Origin of the sequence: Streptomyces sp. MZ04, from assembly GCF_004684775.1 — a bacterium.
Taxonomy (GTDB): Bacteria; Actinomycetota; Actinomycetes; order Streptomycetales; family Streptomycetaceae; genus Streptomyces.
On record NZ_SRIC01000015.1, the window covers coordinates 35,317 to 51,468 of the forward strand.

At 72.8% G+C, this 16,152-nt stretch carries 5 protein-coding genes; all 5 read left to right on the plus strand.

Translation table 11 applies throughout. The features are described from left to right. Positions 1-39: 39 nt before the first annotated feature. Genes E2651_RS45115 through E2651_RS05865 form a run of 5 tightly spaced genes read left to right on the plus strand, consistent with a single transcriptional unit; the run spans position 40 to position 16,130 of the window. On the plus strand, positions 40-12,306 hold the full coding sequence (locus E2651_RS45115) for a type I polyketide synthase (RefSeq protein WP_135329908.1): 12,267 nt from the start codon (positions 40-42) through the stop codon (positions 12,304-12,306). After that, positions 12,303-12,446, plus strand: coding sequence for a hypothetical protein (locus E2651_RS43775; RefSeq protein WP_167828709.1), 144 nt, complete (start codon positions 12,303-12,305; stop codon positions 12,444-12,446). Before E2651_RS45115 ends, E2651_RS43775 begins: the two co-directional genes overlap by 4 nt. Continuing rightward, positions 12,443-14,518 carry a beta-ketoacyl synthase N-terminal-like domain-containing protein gene (locus E2651_RS05855; RefSeq protein ID WP_135329909.1) on the plus strand — a complete coding sequence of 692 codons (2,076 nt, stop codon included), beginning with the start codon at positions 12,443-12,445 and terminating at the stop codon, positions 14,516-14,518. Before E2651_RS43775 ends, E2651_RS05855 begins: the two co-directional genes overlap by 4 nt. Then, positions 14,518-15,471, plus strand: coding sequence for an AfsA-related hotdog domain-containing protein (locus E2651_RS05860; protein WP_135329910.1), 954 nt, complete (start codon positions 14,518-14,520; stop codon positions 15,469-15,471). Before E2651_RS05855 ends, E2651_RS05860 begins: the two co-directional genes overlap by 1 nt. Beyond that, the gene (locus E2651_RS05865) at positions 15,468-16,130 is read left to right on the plus strand and encodes a TetR/AcrR family transcriptional regulator (RefSeq protein WP_167828703.1); all 663 of its coding nucleotides are present in this window, start codon (positions 15,468-15,470) and stop codon (positions 16,128-16,130) included. The genes E2651_RS05860 and E2651_RS05865 overlap by 4 nt, the downstream gene beginning before the upstream one ends. The last annotated feature ends 22 nt before the right edge of the window (positions 16,131-16,152 follow it).

The window sequence follows — 16,152 nt, forward strand, 5'->3', positions numbered from 1 at the left end:
CCGCGTACGTCATCCAGGATTTCGTCGAGGAGATGCATCATGACCGACGGGTTCGCGATCATCGGCATGGCTGCCCGGCTCCCCCGGGCGAACGGGCCGGCCGGACTCTGGCACCTGCTGTCATCGGGTACCGACGCGGTCACCGACCCGCCCCCGGACCGGATGACCGAGCGCCGTGGTGCCTTCCTCGACGACATCACCGGATTCGACGCCGGCTTCTTCGGGATCTTCCCGCGGGAAGCCGGCGCCATGGACCCGCACCAGCGCCTGATCCTTGAGCTGGGCTGGGAGTCGCTGGAACACGCACGGCTGCCCGCGGCTCGGCTGGCGGGCACGCCCACCGGTGTGTTCGTGTCCGCGCCGGGGGAGATCGCGCCGGCGTCCACGCCCGACCACCACACCTTCGCCGGGCGACAGCGCGCCATGGTGGCCAACCGGTTGTCCCACGCCCTGGGCCTCACCGGCCCGAGCCTCACCGTGGACACCGGGCAGTCCTCCTCGCTGGTCGCCGTACACCTGGCCGTGCAGTCGCTGCGGAGCGGGGAGTGCGACCTCGCCATCGCGGGAGGGGCCAGCCTGATGGTGGCTCCGGACACCCGGAGCGGCCTGGACGAGATGGGCGTGCTGTCCCCGGATGACCGGTGTCACGTGTTCGACGCCGGCGCCAATGGGTTCGTACGCGGTGAAGGCGGCGGCCTCGTCGTGCTGAAACGGCTGGCCGACGCGCTTGCCGACGGCGACCGGATCGCCGCGGTCGTCCTCGGCAGCGCGGTCAACAACGACGGGCACACCAGCGGGCTGACGGTGCCCAGCGCCACGGCGCAACAGGCCCTGCTCTCACGGGCCTACGACCGGGCCGGGGTCGACCCCGGTGCGGTCCAGTACGTCGAGCTGCACGGAACCGGTACCGCCGTCGGCGACCCGATCGAGGCGGCCGGCCTCGGCGCCGCGCTGGGTACCGCCGCGACCCGGACGACACCGCTGCTTGTCGGGTCCGTCAAGACGAACATCGGCCACCTGGATGCCGCGGCCGGGATCGCGGGCCTGCTCAAGACGGTGCTGAGCCTCAAGAACCGGCAGGTGCCCCCGAGTCTGCACTTCACGACCCCCAACCCGGCCATCCCGCTGGCGGATCTGAACCTTCAGGTGAACACGCGGGCCCTGCCCTGGCCCGACGGACCGGCCGTGGCCGGCGTCAGTTCGTTCGGCCTCGGCGGCACGAACTGCCACGTGGTACTCGCCGAAGCACCCCCGGACCCGGCCGCGGATCCGTCCCGGCCGTCGCAACTGCCCGTGGTGCCGTGGGTGTTGTCGGCGAAGACCCGGAGCTCCCTGCGCGAGCAGGCCCGGCGGCTGCTCGACCAGGGAGCCGAATCCGAGCCGGTGGACGTCGGGTTCTCGCTGGCGACCACGCGGGAACAGTTCCCGGTCCGCGCGGTCGTGTGCGGCCGCGACCGGGCCGAACTGGTCGCCGGATTACGGGAAGTGATCGAAGGGGACGTGCCGGTCGTGGTCGGGCCGGCCGAACAGCCGTTGTCGGCGAAGGCACATGAGTTCGTGGCCGGCGGCGAGGTGGACTGGCCCGCCGTATTCACCGGCACCGGCGCGCGCCCGGTGGATTTACCCACGTACGCGTTCGACCGCCCGGCCGCCGACGCCGGGTCGCAGGACGGCGCCGCACCACCCGCGTCCCGAGGCGACCTGATCCACATCGTCCGAGCCGAGATCGCCGCGCTGCTGGGTCACCACGACGCCGATGCCGTGCCGTACGAGCGCACCTTCCAGGACTTGGACATCAGCTCGCTCGACGCGATCGAACTGGCCGAACGGCTGTCGGTGGCGACCGGCGAGCGGGTCGACGCGACGGTGGTCTTCGACTATCCGACGCCTGCCGCGCTGGCCGCGCACCTGGCCGACCACACCGCCGACAGCCACTCGGCCCGCGAGCTGCCCGCCCCTGACCACCGGCCGGCGGCCCGGACCACACGCACCGCCCCCGACGACGATCCGGTCGCGATCGTGGGCATCGGCAGCCGGTTTCCCGGCGGCATCGGCTCGGCGGCCGACCTGTGGGAGGTCGCGGTCGGCGGACGTGATGTGATCTCCGCGTTTCCCACCGACCGGGGGTGGGACCTGGACACGCTCTACGACCCCGATCCGGACCACGAGGGCACGACGTACGTCCGCGAGGGCGGCTTTCTCACCGACATCGCGGGATTCGACGCCGGGTTCTTCGGCATCAGCCCCAGCGAGGCACTCGCGATGGATCCGCAGCAGCGGATGTTGCTCGAAGTCAGCTGGGAGGCACTGGAGAACGCGGGCATCGATCCGCGGGCCCTGGCCGGCAGCGCGACCGGCACGTTCTTGGGCATGTACGGCTGGGACTCCAGTGAATCCGTCGAGGGCTACCGCATCACCGGAGGCCTCTCGGCTGTCGCCTCCGGTCGGGTGGCGTACGCGCTGGGTCTTCAGGGTCCTGCCCTGACCATCGACACGGCGTGTTCGTCGTCGTTGGTCGCGCTGCATCTGGCGTGCCAGTCGTTGCGGTCGGGGGAGTCGGACCTGGTCCTGGCCGGGGGCGCGACGGTGATGTCGACGCCCCGCGCCCTCATCGAACTGGCCCGGCAGCGTGGCCTGTCGGCGGACGCGCGGTGCAAGCCCTTCGCAGCGGCGGCGGACGGCACGGCCTGGGCCGAGGGTGTCGGGGTCGTGGTCCTTGAACGCCTGTCGGACGCACGCCGCCACGGACACGAGGTGCTGGCGCTGGTGCGGGGCAGTGCCGTGAACCAGGACGGTGCGTCCAACGGACTGACGGCACCCAACGGCCCCTCGCAGCGGCGGGTCATCCACGCGGCGCTCGCCGACGCCGGTCTTTCCACCGCGGACGTCGACGTCGTCGAGGCGCACGGCACCGGCACGGTGCTGGGGGATCCGATCGAGGCACACGCGGTGCTCGCCACGTACGGGCAGCGGCGGCCGGCGGACCGGCCGGTGCTCCTTGGATCGCTGAAGTCCAATATCGGGCATGCTCAAGCGGCCGCGGGTGTCGCGGGATTGATCAAGATGGTCGGTGCCATGCACCACGGCACCGTGCCCGCCACCCTGCACGTCGACGCGCCGAGCCCGCACATCGACTGGTCCTCCGGTGCGGTGGAGCTGGCGACGAGCACCCGGGACTGGCCGGAGACCGGACGGCCGCGCCGGGCCGGGGTGTCGTCGTTCGGGATCTCCGGAACCAACGCACACGTCATCCTCGAACAGGCACCGCCGACACCCGACCCACGCCAGGGCGAACCACCCTGGCCCGCCGTGCCCTGGGTGCTCTCGGCGAAGAGCGCGGACGCGCTGCGCGGTCAGGCCCAGCGGTTGCTCGCACACGCCGCCGGGCACGACGCTGCCGGGCACGACGCTGCCGGGCACGATGCGGCCGGGCACGATGCGGCCGGGCACGATGCGGCCGGGCACGATGCGGCCGGGCACGATGCGGCCGGGCACGATGCGGCCGGGCACGACGCCGCCGGGCACGACGCCGCCGGGCACGACGCCGCCGGGCACGACGCGGCCGACATAGGCCTGTCCCTTGCGACCACGCGGCCGCGGTTCGCGCACCGTGCGGTGGTTCTCGGCACGGCAACCGCCGACATGACCGCCGGTCTTTCGGCGGTGGCCGCCGGCCTGCCCGCCGAGAACGTGACCTACGGCCAGGCCGAGGAGAGCCCCGGGAAGACCGCGTTCGTCTTTCCCGGACAAGGCGTCGAGTGGCTGGGGATGGCCGCCGAACTCCTCGACTCCGCCCCGGTGTTCGCCGCGAGGATGGCCGACTGCGCGCGGATCATCGACCCGCTGGTGGACTGGTCGCTGCTGGACACGGTCAGGGAAGTCGCCGATGACTCCTGGCTGGCGCGCGTCGACATCGTGCATCCCGCACTGTTCGCGGTGCTGGTGTCGCTTGCCGAACAGTGGCGTTCGCTCGGAGTGCGGCCCGACGCCGTCGTGGGCACCTCGCAGGGGGAGATCGCGGCCGCCTGCGTCGCCGGTGCGCTCTCGCTCGACGACGCGTGCCGACTCGTCGTGGGCCGGTCGAGGCTGATGGCCGAGCGGCTCTCCGGCGAGATCGCCTCGGTCAGCGCGCCGGAGAGCGTCGTGGCACAGCGGCTGCTTCCCGGCCTCACGATCGCGGGCGTCACCGGTCCGAACGGGACGACGGTGGCCGGTTCCGCGGACACGCTGGCCGCGTTCATCGCCGAACTGCGCGCGGCCGGGCTGCGGGCCCGGATCGTGGCACCTCGCGCCTCGCACTCCCCGCTCGTCGATCCGCTGGAAGAGCCCTTCGCCGACCTGACCGCGTTCATCCGCCCCTCGGGCGCGTCGGTGCCGATCTACTCGACGGTGACGGGAGCGGCCATCGCGGGCGAGGACCTCAACGCCTCGTACTGGTGGCAGAACTGCCGGCAGCCAGTGGCCTTCCACCGGTCCGTCGAAGCCCTGCTGGCCGACGGATTCACCCACTTCGTGGAGTGCGCCCCGCATACGGCACTGGGCATCCACATCGAGCAGACCGCCGAGCAGGACGGCCGCACGGTCACCGTGACCGGCTCACTGCGCCGCGGCGAGGGCGACGCGGCACGGCTGCTGACCTCCGCAGCGCAGCGGTACGTGCGCGGGGGCGACGTGGCGTGGGACCCGGTGTTCGGCGGCGCCCGGCGGGTGCCGCTGCCCACGTACGCGTTCGACCACAAGCGGTACTGGCTGGAACCGAAGCCGCACACGGACGTGACCGGCCTTGGCCTGACCTCTGTGGACCATCCGCTGCTCGGCGCCGTCGCCGAACTGCCGGACACGGACGCGGTGTTGTTGACCGGACGGCTTTCGCTCGCCACACACGGCTGGCTGGCCGATCACACGGCCGCGGGCGCGGCGCTGCTTCCGGCCACGGCATTCGTCGAACTGGCCCTGCGCGCGGGCGCCGAGGCCGGCCGCGCGTTCCTGCGGGAACTGGTGATCCAGGCCCCGCTCGTCCTGCCGGATCAAGGTGGCGTGGACGTCCGGGTGGTCGCGGACGACGGCGAGGTCACGATCCATTCCCGCACCGACGGGGAGTGGGTGACACACGCGCGCGGCGAGCTGGCCGCCGAGGAGACGGCCGCGCCACGACTTGCCGCCTGGCCGCCCCCCGAGGCGACGGCGGTGGGGATGGAGGATGCCTACGCGCGGCTGGCCGAGCGCGGCTACGGCTACGGACCGGCGTTCCGTGGCCTGCGCGCGATGTGGCGCCGGGGCGACGAGGTGTTCGCCGAGGTCGCGCTTCCCGGCGACACGGACCCGGCCGGGTTCGGCCTGCACCCGGCGCTGCTCGACGCGGCGTTGCACGCGGCACTGTCCACCGTCGCCGAGCGCGGCCTGGCGTTGCCGTTCTCCTGGACCGGTGTCCGGCTCTTCGCGAGCGGCGCCACCGCCCTGCGCGTTGTGATCACGCCGAGCGGCCCTGACGAGTTCTCCCTCGCGGCGTACGACGAGTCCGGCCGGCCGGTGTGCACCGTCGCATCGATCGTGCTGCGGCAACTGTCGCCCGAGCAGCGGGCCGCGGTCTCCCGGGCCGGCCGGTCCGGGTCCCACCGCCTGCTGGAACTCCGCTGGTCGCCGCTGGACCGGCCGAGCGCCGTCCCGGTGTCGGTCGTGGCCTTGGCCGACCTGGATTGGGCGGCGCCGATGCCGGGCGTCGTGGTGCTCGACGGCGGACCGGGCCCGGACGCCGGACCGGACGGAGCCGGACCGGACGGAGCCGGACCTGACGGAGCCGGACCGGACGGAGCCGGACCGGACGGAGCCGGACCGGACGGAGCCGGACCGGACGGAGCCGGACCTGACGGAGCCGGACCTGACGGAGCCGGACCTGACGAAGCCGGACCTGACGAAACCGGCCCGGACACGGTCGCCCGGACACACGCCGCCACCCACCGGATGCTCGGGATGCTCAAGGACTGGCTCGCGGACGAGCGGTCGGCGGACACGACCCTGCTGGTCGTCACCCGTGGCGCGGTGGGTCCGGCCGGCGAAGGCGGGCCCGATCCGGCCGCCGCCGCGGTGTGGGGCCTGGTGCGCGCGGCACAGGTCGAAGCGCCCGGCAGGCTGGTGCTGATGGACACCGACGCGGACGCCGACGCGGGCTTCGACATCGCCGCCGTCCTGGCGAGCGGCGAACCCCAGGTGATGATCCGGTCCGGCGTGCTGCACGCCGCCCGGCTGGCACCGGTTCCGGCCGCGGCCTCGGACGGTTTCGACCCGACCGGGACGACCCTGATCACCGGCGGTACCGGTGGAATCGGCTCGGCACTGGCCCGCCATCTTGTGACGCGGCACGGTGTGCGGAGCCTTGTGCTCGTCTCACGGCAGGGCCCGGACGCCCCCGGTGCCGGGGAACTGATCGCGGAACTGGCCGAGTCGGGGGCGACGGCGCGGGCGGTGCGGTGCGATGTCACCGACCGCGTCGCGCTCGCCTCCCTGGTGACGCCGGACGTGACCACGGTGATCCACGCGGCCGGCGTGCTCGACGACGGCGTACTCGAATCGCTGACGCCGGACCGGATGGACACCGTGCTGTCCCCCAAGGCCGACGCCGCGTGGTATCTGCACGAGGCGACAGCGCGGACCGGCGCCAGGCTCGTCCTGTTCTCCTCGGTGCTCGGCGTGTGCGGCGGGGCGGGGCAGGCCAACTACGCGGCGGCCAACGCCTTCCTCGACGCGCTGGCGGCCCACCGGCATGATCGCGGGCTGCCCACGCTGTCCATCGGCTGGGGCCTGTGGGACCACACCACCGGGATGGCCGGGCAGCTGAGCGACGCGGACATCGGCCGGCTCAAGCGGCGCGGCCTGGTCGAACTGCCGGTCGACGCCGGTCTTGGCCTGTTCGACGCCGCCATCGCGCAACACCGGCCGCACGTGGTCGCGATGCCCGTCGACCGCGCGGCGCTCCGGGCCTCCGCCGAGGTCGGCGAACTGCCTGCGGTGCTGCGGGACTTGGTGCCGGCCCGCCCGTCGGCGCCGCCCGCCGCCACGCCCGTACCGGCGGACCTGCTCGCGCTGACGCGGACCGAGACCGCGGTCGTGCTGGGGCGTGGCGGCGATCAGATCGATCCGGACCGCAACTTCCGGGACCTCGGCTTCGATTCGCTGCTCGCCGTCGAACTGCGCAACCGGCTCAAGACCGCCACCGGAATGTCACTGCCCGCGGCCGTCGTCTTCGACTACCCCACACCATCCGCCCTTGCCGATTACCTGCGCGACCGGGCCGCCGGACGCACCGCAGGCGGCGACGAGCAGCCGACGGCCGTGGTGGACGACACCGATCCGATCGTCGTGGTCGGCATCGGCTGCCGCTTCCCCGGTGGCATCGACTCGCCCGCGGACCTGTGGGAAACCGTGGTCAACGGCCGGGAGGTGATCGGTGACTGCCCGACCGACCGCGGATGGCAGATGAGCGGTCCGTCCCTGCGGCGGGGCGGATTCCTCGCCGACGCGGGTGCGTTCGACGCCGCGTTCTTCGGCATCAACCCGCACGAGGCGGCCGCGATGGACCCGCAGCAGCGATTGCTGCTCGAGGTGTGCTGGGAAGCGGTGGAGCGCGCCGGTATCGCCCCGGAGTCGCTGGCCGGCAGCCGGACCGGCGTGTTCGCCGGAATCATGGCCCAGGAGTACGGCGCGGGCGTCGACGACGCCGCGGCCGGGGTGGAGGGCTACCGGCTGGTCGGCAGCCAGGGCAGTGTCGCCTCCGGTCGGGTCGCGTACGCGCTCGGCCTGGAGGGGCCCGCGGTCAGCGTGGACACGGCCTGCTCCTCGTCGTTGGTCGCGATGCACCTGGCGGCGCAGTCGCTCAGGTCCGGCGAGTGCGACCTGGCCCTTGCCGGTGCCGCCACGGTGATGGCCACGCCGAGGGTGTTCGTGGAGTTCGCCAAGCAGGGCGGTCTTGCCGCCGACGGGCGGTGCAAGTCGTTCGGCGCCACGGCCGACGGGACCGGCTGGAGCGAGGGCGCGGGTGTGCTGGTCCTCGAGCGCCTCTCGCGGGCCCGGGAGCGCGGGCACCGGGTGCTCGCGGTGCTGCGCGGCAGCGCGGTCAACCAGGACGGCGCGTCGAACGGCCTGACCGCCCCGAACGGCCCGTCCCAGCAACGCGTGATCCGCGCCGCCCTCGCCGGCGCCGGTCTGTCCACCGCGGACGTCGACGTGCTGGAAGCGCACGGCACCGGCACGGTGCTTGGCGATCCCATCGAGGCAGAGGCGATCCTGGCGACCTACGGCCAGGGCAGGACCGCCGACCGCCCGCTGCTGCTCGGCTCGGTCAAGTCCAACCTCGGGCACACCCAGGCCGCGGCGGGCATGGCCGGCGTGATCAAGATGATCGGCGGGCTCGAGAAGGGCATCGTGGCACCGTCGCTGCACGCCGACCCGCCGACGTCCGCGGTCGACTGGTCGGGCGGGACCGTCGCCCTGGCCACCGAGACGGTCGACTGGCCGGACACCGCACAGCCGCGCCGCGCCGGGGTATCGGCGTTCGGCATCTCCGGAACCAACGCCCACGTCATCCTCGAGCAAGCCCCCGCGCAGCCGGAACCGGTTGCCACGCGGCGGAACCGGCCGGTGCTTCCGTGGGTCCTTTCCGCGCGCACCAAACCCGCGCTGCGCGGCCAGGCCGCCCGGCTCCTGGCACATGCGCGTACGAACGAGAGCCTCGACCCGGCGGCCATCGCCTCGGCACTGGTGGCGACGCGGTCACGGTTCCCGCACCGGACGGTCATCACCGGAGCGGACCGCGCCGAGCTGCTCGACCGGCTGGCCGAGGCCGCCCACGCCGAGGCCGCCCACGCCGAGCCGCCCGAGCCGTCGACCGGGCCTGTCGTGTTCCTCTTTCCTGGCCACGGCGGTCAGTACGCCGCCATGGGCCGGCAGCTGTACGACCAGTTCCCGGCATTCGCCGCCGCACTCGACGGGGTACTCGCCGCACTCGACGCACACCTGGAACTGCCGCTGGCCGACCTGCTGTTCGCCGAGAAGGGCTCGCCGGCCGCGGCGATCCTGGTGGACCGCACCGAGTTCACCCAGCCCGCGCTGTTCGCCATCGAGGTCGCGCTGTTCCGGCTCGTCGAATCCTTCGGACTGCGACCGGACTATCTGCTGGGCCATTCCTTCGGCGAACTGGCGGCGGCGCACGTGGCCGGAGTCCTTTCGCTGCCCGACGCCGCCAAGCTGATCACCGCGCGCGGCCGCGACATGGGCGCCCTGGCACCCGGCGCCATGGTGCAGATCCTGGCAGGCGCCGACGCGATCGAGGACGCCCTGGAACCCGGCGTATCGATAGCGGCCCTGAACGCCGCGGACGCCACCGTCATCTCCGGGGCGCCGGACGCGGTCGAGCGGGTCGTGGAAAGATGCCGGGCCCGCGGGCAGCGGTCGATCAGGCTGCGGAACCGGCACGCCTTCCACTCCGCCGGCCTTGACGGTCTGCTCGGCGAGTTCGCCGCGGTGGCCCGGGAGGTCACCTACCACCCGCCGACGATCCCGATCATGTCCAACGTCACCGGCGAGCCCGCCACCGACGAGGACCTGCGTTCGGCCGACTACTGGCTTCGGCACGCCCGGCAGACCGTGCGGTTCCTGCCCTGCGTGAACGCCCTGGCACAGCTGGGCGCGAGCACCTTCGTCGAGATCGGGCCCGGGCGGGCGCTGACCAATCTGGTGGCGCAGACCATGCCCACCGACGTGACCGCCCTGCCGCTGCTGCGGGGCAACCGGCCCGAAACGGACACGCTCCTGTCCACGCTCGGCGAGCTGTTCACGCGGGGCTTGCCCGTGGACTTCCGGGCGGTGTTCGGCGAGCCGTCCGGCCCCTTCGTGGAGCTGCCCACTTACGCGTTCGACCGGCGGCGCTACTGGCTGCGGCCACAGTCGCCGGCCGCCACGACGGGACTGGGGTTCGTCGCGGCGGACCACCCCGTCCTGACCGCCCGGATGGATCTGCCGGACAACGGCACAGTGATCCTTACCGGCTCGGTCTCCCGGAACTCGCCCGGCTGGCTTGCCGACCACACGGTGGCCGGCTCGCTGATCGCACCCGGCACCTTCTTCGCCGAACTGGCCCTGCGAGCCGGCGCCGAGATCGGGGCGAACGTGGTGCGCGAGTTGGTCATCCAGGCTCCGCTGGTGCTGCCCGAGCAGGGCCGTCTTTCCGTCCAGGTGGTCGCCCAGCCGACCGGCGAGGTGGTGGTGTCCGCCCGTACCGACGAGCCGACGGCGTCATGGGTGGTGCACGCCAGGGGATCGCTGACGACAGCGGACCAGGGAGATGCCCCGCCGCAGGCCGTCTGGCCCCCTGCCGGAGCCGTGCCGATCGCCACGGACGGTGCGTACGCATGGCTGGCAGACCAGGGACTCGACTACGGCCCGGCCTTCCGCGGGCTGCGCGCGCTCTGGCGCGACGGCGACGACGTACTCGCCGAGGTCGCGGCCGACGTCGACACGACCGGTTACGGCCTCCACCCGGCCCTCCTTGACGCGGCCTTGCAGGGATGGCTGGTGGGCACCGGACGCAGCGCCCCGGACGTCCCGTTCGCCTGGCAGAACGTCATGCTGCACCGGGCCGGGGCGCAGGGGCTGCGGGTCCGCCTGTCCCCTGCGGGGCCCGATGGCATGTCGGTCGCGGCGTACGACCTGGCCGGCCAACCCGTGCTGACCGCCGAATCGGTCCGTCTGCGGCCGATGTCCGCGTCGGCCGGCCGCGTACACGAACTGGCCTGGGCTCCGCTGCCCTCCGGGCCCACCACCGTCTCCGCCGGCTCCGCGTCGAACGCCGATGTCTCGGTGGTCGACGGGTTCTCCGCCGGTGGTGACGTGATGTCCTCGGTGCGCGCGGCGACGCGGACCGTGCTCGGCGCGTTGACCGCGCCGACGGCACAGCGGCTCGTGATCGTGACCCGCGGCGCGGTCGGGCTGCCGGGCGAGGACGTCTCGGACCTGGCCGGCGCGGCCGTGTGGGGCCTGGTGCGGTCCGCACAGGCCGAACAGCCAGGCCGGTTCGTGCTGGTGGACACCGACGGCGAACTGGACCTGCCCGCCGTCCTGGCGACGGGGGAGTCGCAACTGGTCATCCGGTCGGGGGTGGCGCACGCGGCCCGCCTGGCCCCGCTGCGGGAGCCCTCGAGTGAGGTGCCTCCGTTCGATGCCGAGAGCACGGTGCTGATCACCGGTGGTACCGGCGGTCTCGGCGCGCTGTTCGCCCGGCACCTGGTGGTCACACACGGGGTACGGCGGCTTGTGCTGGCCGGCAGGCGCGGTCCTGCCGCGCCGGAAGCGTCCGCGCTGCGGGCGGAGCTGACCGAGCTTGGCGCGGCCGTCGAGATCGTGGCCTGTGATGTCGCCGACCCGGCGGCGGTGGCCGAACTGGTGACGCCCGGTCTTACCGCGGTGGTGCACACGGCCGGCGTACTCGACGACGGCGTACTGGAGTCGCTGACGCCGCAGCGGTTGGCCTCGGTGCTCGCGGCCAAGGCGGACGCCGCGTGGAACCTGCACGAGGCGACGCGCGGGTTGGACCTGACCGCGTTCGTGCTGTTCTCCTCCGTGGCCGGCACGCTCGGGTCGGCGGGACAGGCCAACTACGCCGCGGCGAACGCGTTCCTGGACGGTCTCGCAGCGCATCGCCGGGCCCATGGGCTGCCCGCGGTGTCCATCGCCTGGGGGCTGTGGGCGGGACAGCGCGGCATGACCGAGCACCTGAGCGACGCGGATCTGGCCCGGCTGCGCGACCGAGGGCTCGCGGCGATCTCCGAGTCCGACGGCCTGGCGATGTTCGACGCCGCCGTGACCGCGCCGCGCGCGCAGGTGACCGCGGTGACGCTGCGCGCGCCTGCCCGGCAGAGCCGTCAGGACGACGCGCTGCGCCTGCGCCAGGAAATGGCAGGCCTCGACCACGACGAACAGCGGCAACGCGTGCTTGACCTGTTGAGCCAACAGCTCGCGGCGTTGCTCGGCCACAGCGAAGGGCAGCCGCTCGACGCGAACCGCACCTTCCGCGATCTGGGCGTCGACTCGCTCACCGCGATCGATCTGCGCAACGCCCTCGCACCGCTGACCGATACGCCGCTGCAGGCCACGGCGGTGTTCGACCACCCGACTCCCGCGGCGCTCACCGACCACATACATCGAACCCTCGTCCCGCCGTCGCCCGATGAGCGGCCGAGCCGGAAGGAGCTGATCGACGCGATGGACACCGAGGAACTGATCGCGGTCGCGTTGGGCGAGGACGGCCCGCGATGACCGATCGGACCTTGCCGTGGTACGCGGTTGTGGCGACCGCACTCTGGCAGGCACTGGCCGCGCTGGGCGACGTATGGATGCCACCACCGGTGCCGCTCGACGACCACCCGCAGGACTTCGGAGGGCGTGACACGCGATGAGCAAGGACACCGAAGCCAGGCTGGTGGAGGCACTGCGTGAGGCGCTCAAGGAAATCGAGCGACTGCGCCAGAACGGCCGCGGCAGCGACGATCCGGTCGCGATCGTGGGCACCGGCTGCCGGCTGCCCGGCGGCATCTCCTCGGCGGCCGACCTGTGCGACGTGGTCGCCGAGGGCCGTGACGCCGTCTCGGCCTTCCCCTCCGACCGGGGCTGGGACCTCGCCGGCCTCTATGACCCTGATCCGGACCATCCAGGGACGACCTATGTGCGCGAGGGCGGATTCCTGGAGGGCGCCACGGATTTCGACGCGGGATTCTTCGGGATCGGTCCGGCCGAGGCCCTGGCGATGGATCCGCAGCAGCGGCTGGTGCTCGAAGTCACCTGGGAGGCACTGGAGAGCGCGGGCATCGACCCGCACGCGCTGGCCGGCAGCTCGACCGGGGTGTTCGTCGGCCACATGGCGCAGGACGAGTACGGGCGCGATCTCGCGGAAGCCGGTACGGAGGGCTACCGGTCCACCGGCACGGCGGGCAGCCTGATCTCCGGCCGGGTGGCGTACACGCTGGGCCTTCAGGGTCCCGCCGTGACCATCGACACGGCGTGTTCCTCGTCGTTGGTCGCGCTGCATCTGGCGTGCCAGTCGTTGCGGTCGGGGGAGTCGGACCTGGTCCTTGCCGGGGGTGCCACCGTGATGGCGACACCGCGCGGATTCCTTGAATTCGCCCGGCAGCGTGGCTTGTCACCGGACGGGCGGTGCAAGTCCTTCGCCGCCGCCGCGGACGGCACGGGCTGGGCCGAGGGTGTCGGGGTCGTGGTCCTTGAACGTCTGTCGGACGCGCGTCGCCACGGGCATGAGGTGCTGGCGCTGGTGCGGGGCAGCGCGGTGAACCAGGACGGCGCCTCCAACGGGCTGACGGCACCCAACGGCCCCTCGCAGCAGCGGGTGATCCGAGCGGCGCTCGCCGACGCCGGACTGGCCGCCGCGGACGTCGATGTGGTCGAGGCCCACGGCACCGGCACGGTGCTGGGGGATCCGATCGAGGCGCACGCGGTGCTCGCCACGTACGGGCAGGAGCGGCCCGCGGACCGGCCGGTGCTCCTTGGATCGTTGAAGTCGAACATCGGGCACACCCAGGCGGCCGCGGGCGTCGCGGGAATGATCAAAATGGTCGCCGCCATGCGCGGCGGGATCGTGCCCGCCACCCTGCACGTCGACGAGCCGAGCCCCCACGTCGCCTGGGCGTCCGGTGCGGTACGGCTGGTCACCGGCACCCAGGACTGGCCGGACACCGGACGCCCGCGCCGGGCCGGGATCTCGTCCTTCGGGATCTCCGGCACCAACGCACACGTCATCCTCGAACAACCGTCGCCTGCGCCCAGTTCACCCCGGCGACCCATGGGGGCGGTGCCCTGGGTGCTCTCGGCGAAGACACCGGGCGCGTTGGCCGCACAGGCCACGCGGTTGCTCGCGTACCTGGAGGGAACGGACATCGACCCGGCGGACGTCGGGTTCACCCTGTTGTCCCGGGCGCGGTTCGCCCACCGCGCCGTCGTGCTCGGCGCGGACCGGGACGAACTGCTCGCGGGTCTACGAACGTTCGCCGACGCCCCGGAACCGGGAACCGTGACCGGGCGGACCGCGCTGCGTGAACCGGCCGACCGGTTCGTGGCCGGTGCCGCGGTCGACTGGGCGACCGTGTTCGCCGGGTCCGGTGCGCGACGGGTCGACCTGCCCACCTATCCCTTTGTCCGGCAACGCTTCTGGGCGGCACCGGCCACGGCGTATGCCACGGCAGGCGCCGCCACCACCGAGCACGCGGGCGACATCATCACCGCGGTGCGCAGCGCCGTCGGTGAGGTGCTCGGCGAGGCGCTCGGCGAACACGGCACGGCCGGCCCCGACGACGACATCGTCGAACTGGGGCTGAACTCGCTGGCTGCCGTGGAACTGCGTGGCCGGCTGCAGGCGCTGACCGACGTACAGGTCAGCATGGCCGACATCATCGACAATCCGACGATCCGCTCGCTCGCCAAGGTCCTGGACGAGCGCTGCAAGGCCGGGAGGCTGTGATGACCGATCCCGTTGCCACCCTCGGCTTCGACCAGTTGGTGCCGCCCGCGATGGTGAACCGGCGGTCGGTCCGTGAGGTGTTCGTCACCGACCATGCGCGGGTCGGCGGGGACGAATTCGCGATCGCCATCCGGGTGGCGCCCGACCACCCCCTCTGGTCCGACCAGCGGGCGGGCGGGCACGACCCGGCAGCCGTGATCGAGGCGTTCCGGCAGGTATTCGTCGTGGTCCGGCACGAATATCTCGGCGTCCCACGAGGCACACCGACAGCCGTGCAACAGCTGACGCTCGCGGTGCCGGAGCTGCACGCGTTCCGCGGCGACGGAACCAAGCCGCTGCGAGGCGTCATCAAGGTCCGCGCCGAGCAGGCCGACGACAAGCTCGACATGGAGGGCGAGTTCGTCGTCGGATCGGTGCGGGCCATGACGCTCTCGTTCGGGAGCATCCTGTTGCCCCGGGACTCCTACCACGAGCTCCGGGAATACCAGCGGTCCCGGCGGGCCGCGGCCGCATCGGGCGGCGAGCCCGAGGCGCAGCCGATCGCGCCCGAGCTGGTCGGGCGGCACGATCAGAGCAACGTGGTGATCGGGCCCGCCCTACGGCGCCACCGGTATCCCCTGGTGGTGGACCGGTCCCATCCGTCGTTCTTCGACCGGGCCTACGACCACGTTCCCGCGACCCTGCTCATCGAAGCCATGCGGCAGTCCGCGTTGCGCAGCGCGGCGGAGGCCGGCCTGCGCACGGGCGAGGCGGCGCTGACCGGAGCCGAACTGGACTTCGGTATGTACGTGGAGACCGACGTGCCCGCCGCATGCGTGGTCTCGCTGACCGGGGGACCGGGAGTGGTGACCGCGTCGGTCGGCATCGAACAGGCCGGCGTCCGCGTCGCGAGCGGAATCCTCGAACTGACCGAAGTGAACCGCGACGAGACCGGCAAAGGCACGTCAAGTTGAGCGCTGCCGACGGGCCGGGTCCGCTGCCCACCCAACGACGTGATGCACTGCGCAACCGAAAGCTGCTGGTGGAGGCGGCCCGCGAGGCGTTCGCCGAGGAGGGGCTGCAGGCCCCGCTGGACGGGATCTCCCGGCGGGCGGGCGTGGCCAACGCAACGCTCTACCGCCACTTCCCCCAGCGCGACGCGCTGGTCGACGAGGTCTTCTCCGGCACGCTCACCGAGATCGTCACGGCCGGTGAGCGGGCCATGGCCGCCCAGGACGCGTGGACGGGCCTTACGGACTACCTCTGCGCGGTGGTCATGGCGCTGCCCACCGAGGGCGGCGCCGGCTGCCTCGACGCACCCTGCCCTGACGGCGTGACAAGCCTGGAGCTGGTCCACGTACGGCATCGTCAGATCGTCGGCGCCCTGCTGGACCAGGGCCAGAAGCAAGGCACGATCCGCCCCGATGTCACCACGGAGGACCTGCTCTTGGCCTTGGCGGTGCTCGGCCGGGCCCTCCCCGCACTCACCACGACCGCCCCCGGCGCCTGGCACCGCCCGCTCACCCTGCTCCTCGACGGCCTGCGCACCCGCCCCGCGGCATCGCTGCTGCCCGCACGATCCCTCACCACAGAAGAACTCGACAAGGTACTGCTCCACCCCCACCGACGATGACCTGGGCAGCCAGATGTGTCCC

Excerpts from the sequence above, each read along its gene's own strand:
- E2651_RS05860 (WP_135329910.1), top strand. The coding sequence starts at position 14,518 with ATGACCGATCCCGTTGCCACCCTCGGCTTCGACCAGTTGGTGCCGCCC.
- E2651_RS05855 (WP_135329909.1), top strand. The coding sequence starts at position 12,443 with ATGAGCAAGGACACCGAAGCCAGGCTGGTGGAGGCACTGCGTGAGGCG.
- E2651_RS45115 (WP_135329908.1), top strand. The coding sequence starts at position 40 with ATGACCGACGGGTTCGCGATCATCGGCATGGCTGCCCGGCTCCCCCGG.
- E2651_RS43775 (WP_167828709.1), top strand. The coding sequence starts at position 12,303 with ATGACCGATCGGACCTTGCCGTGGTACGCGGTTGTGGCGACCGCACTC.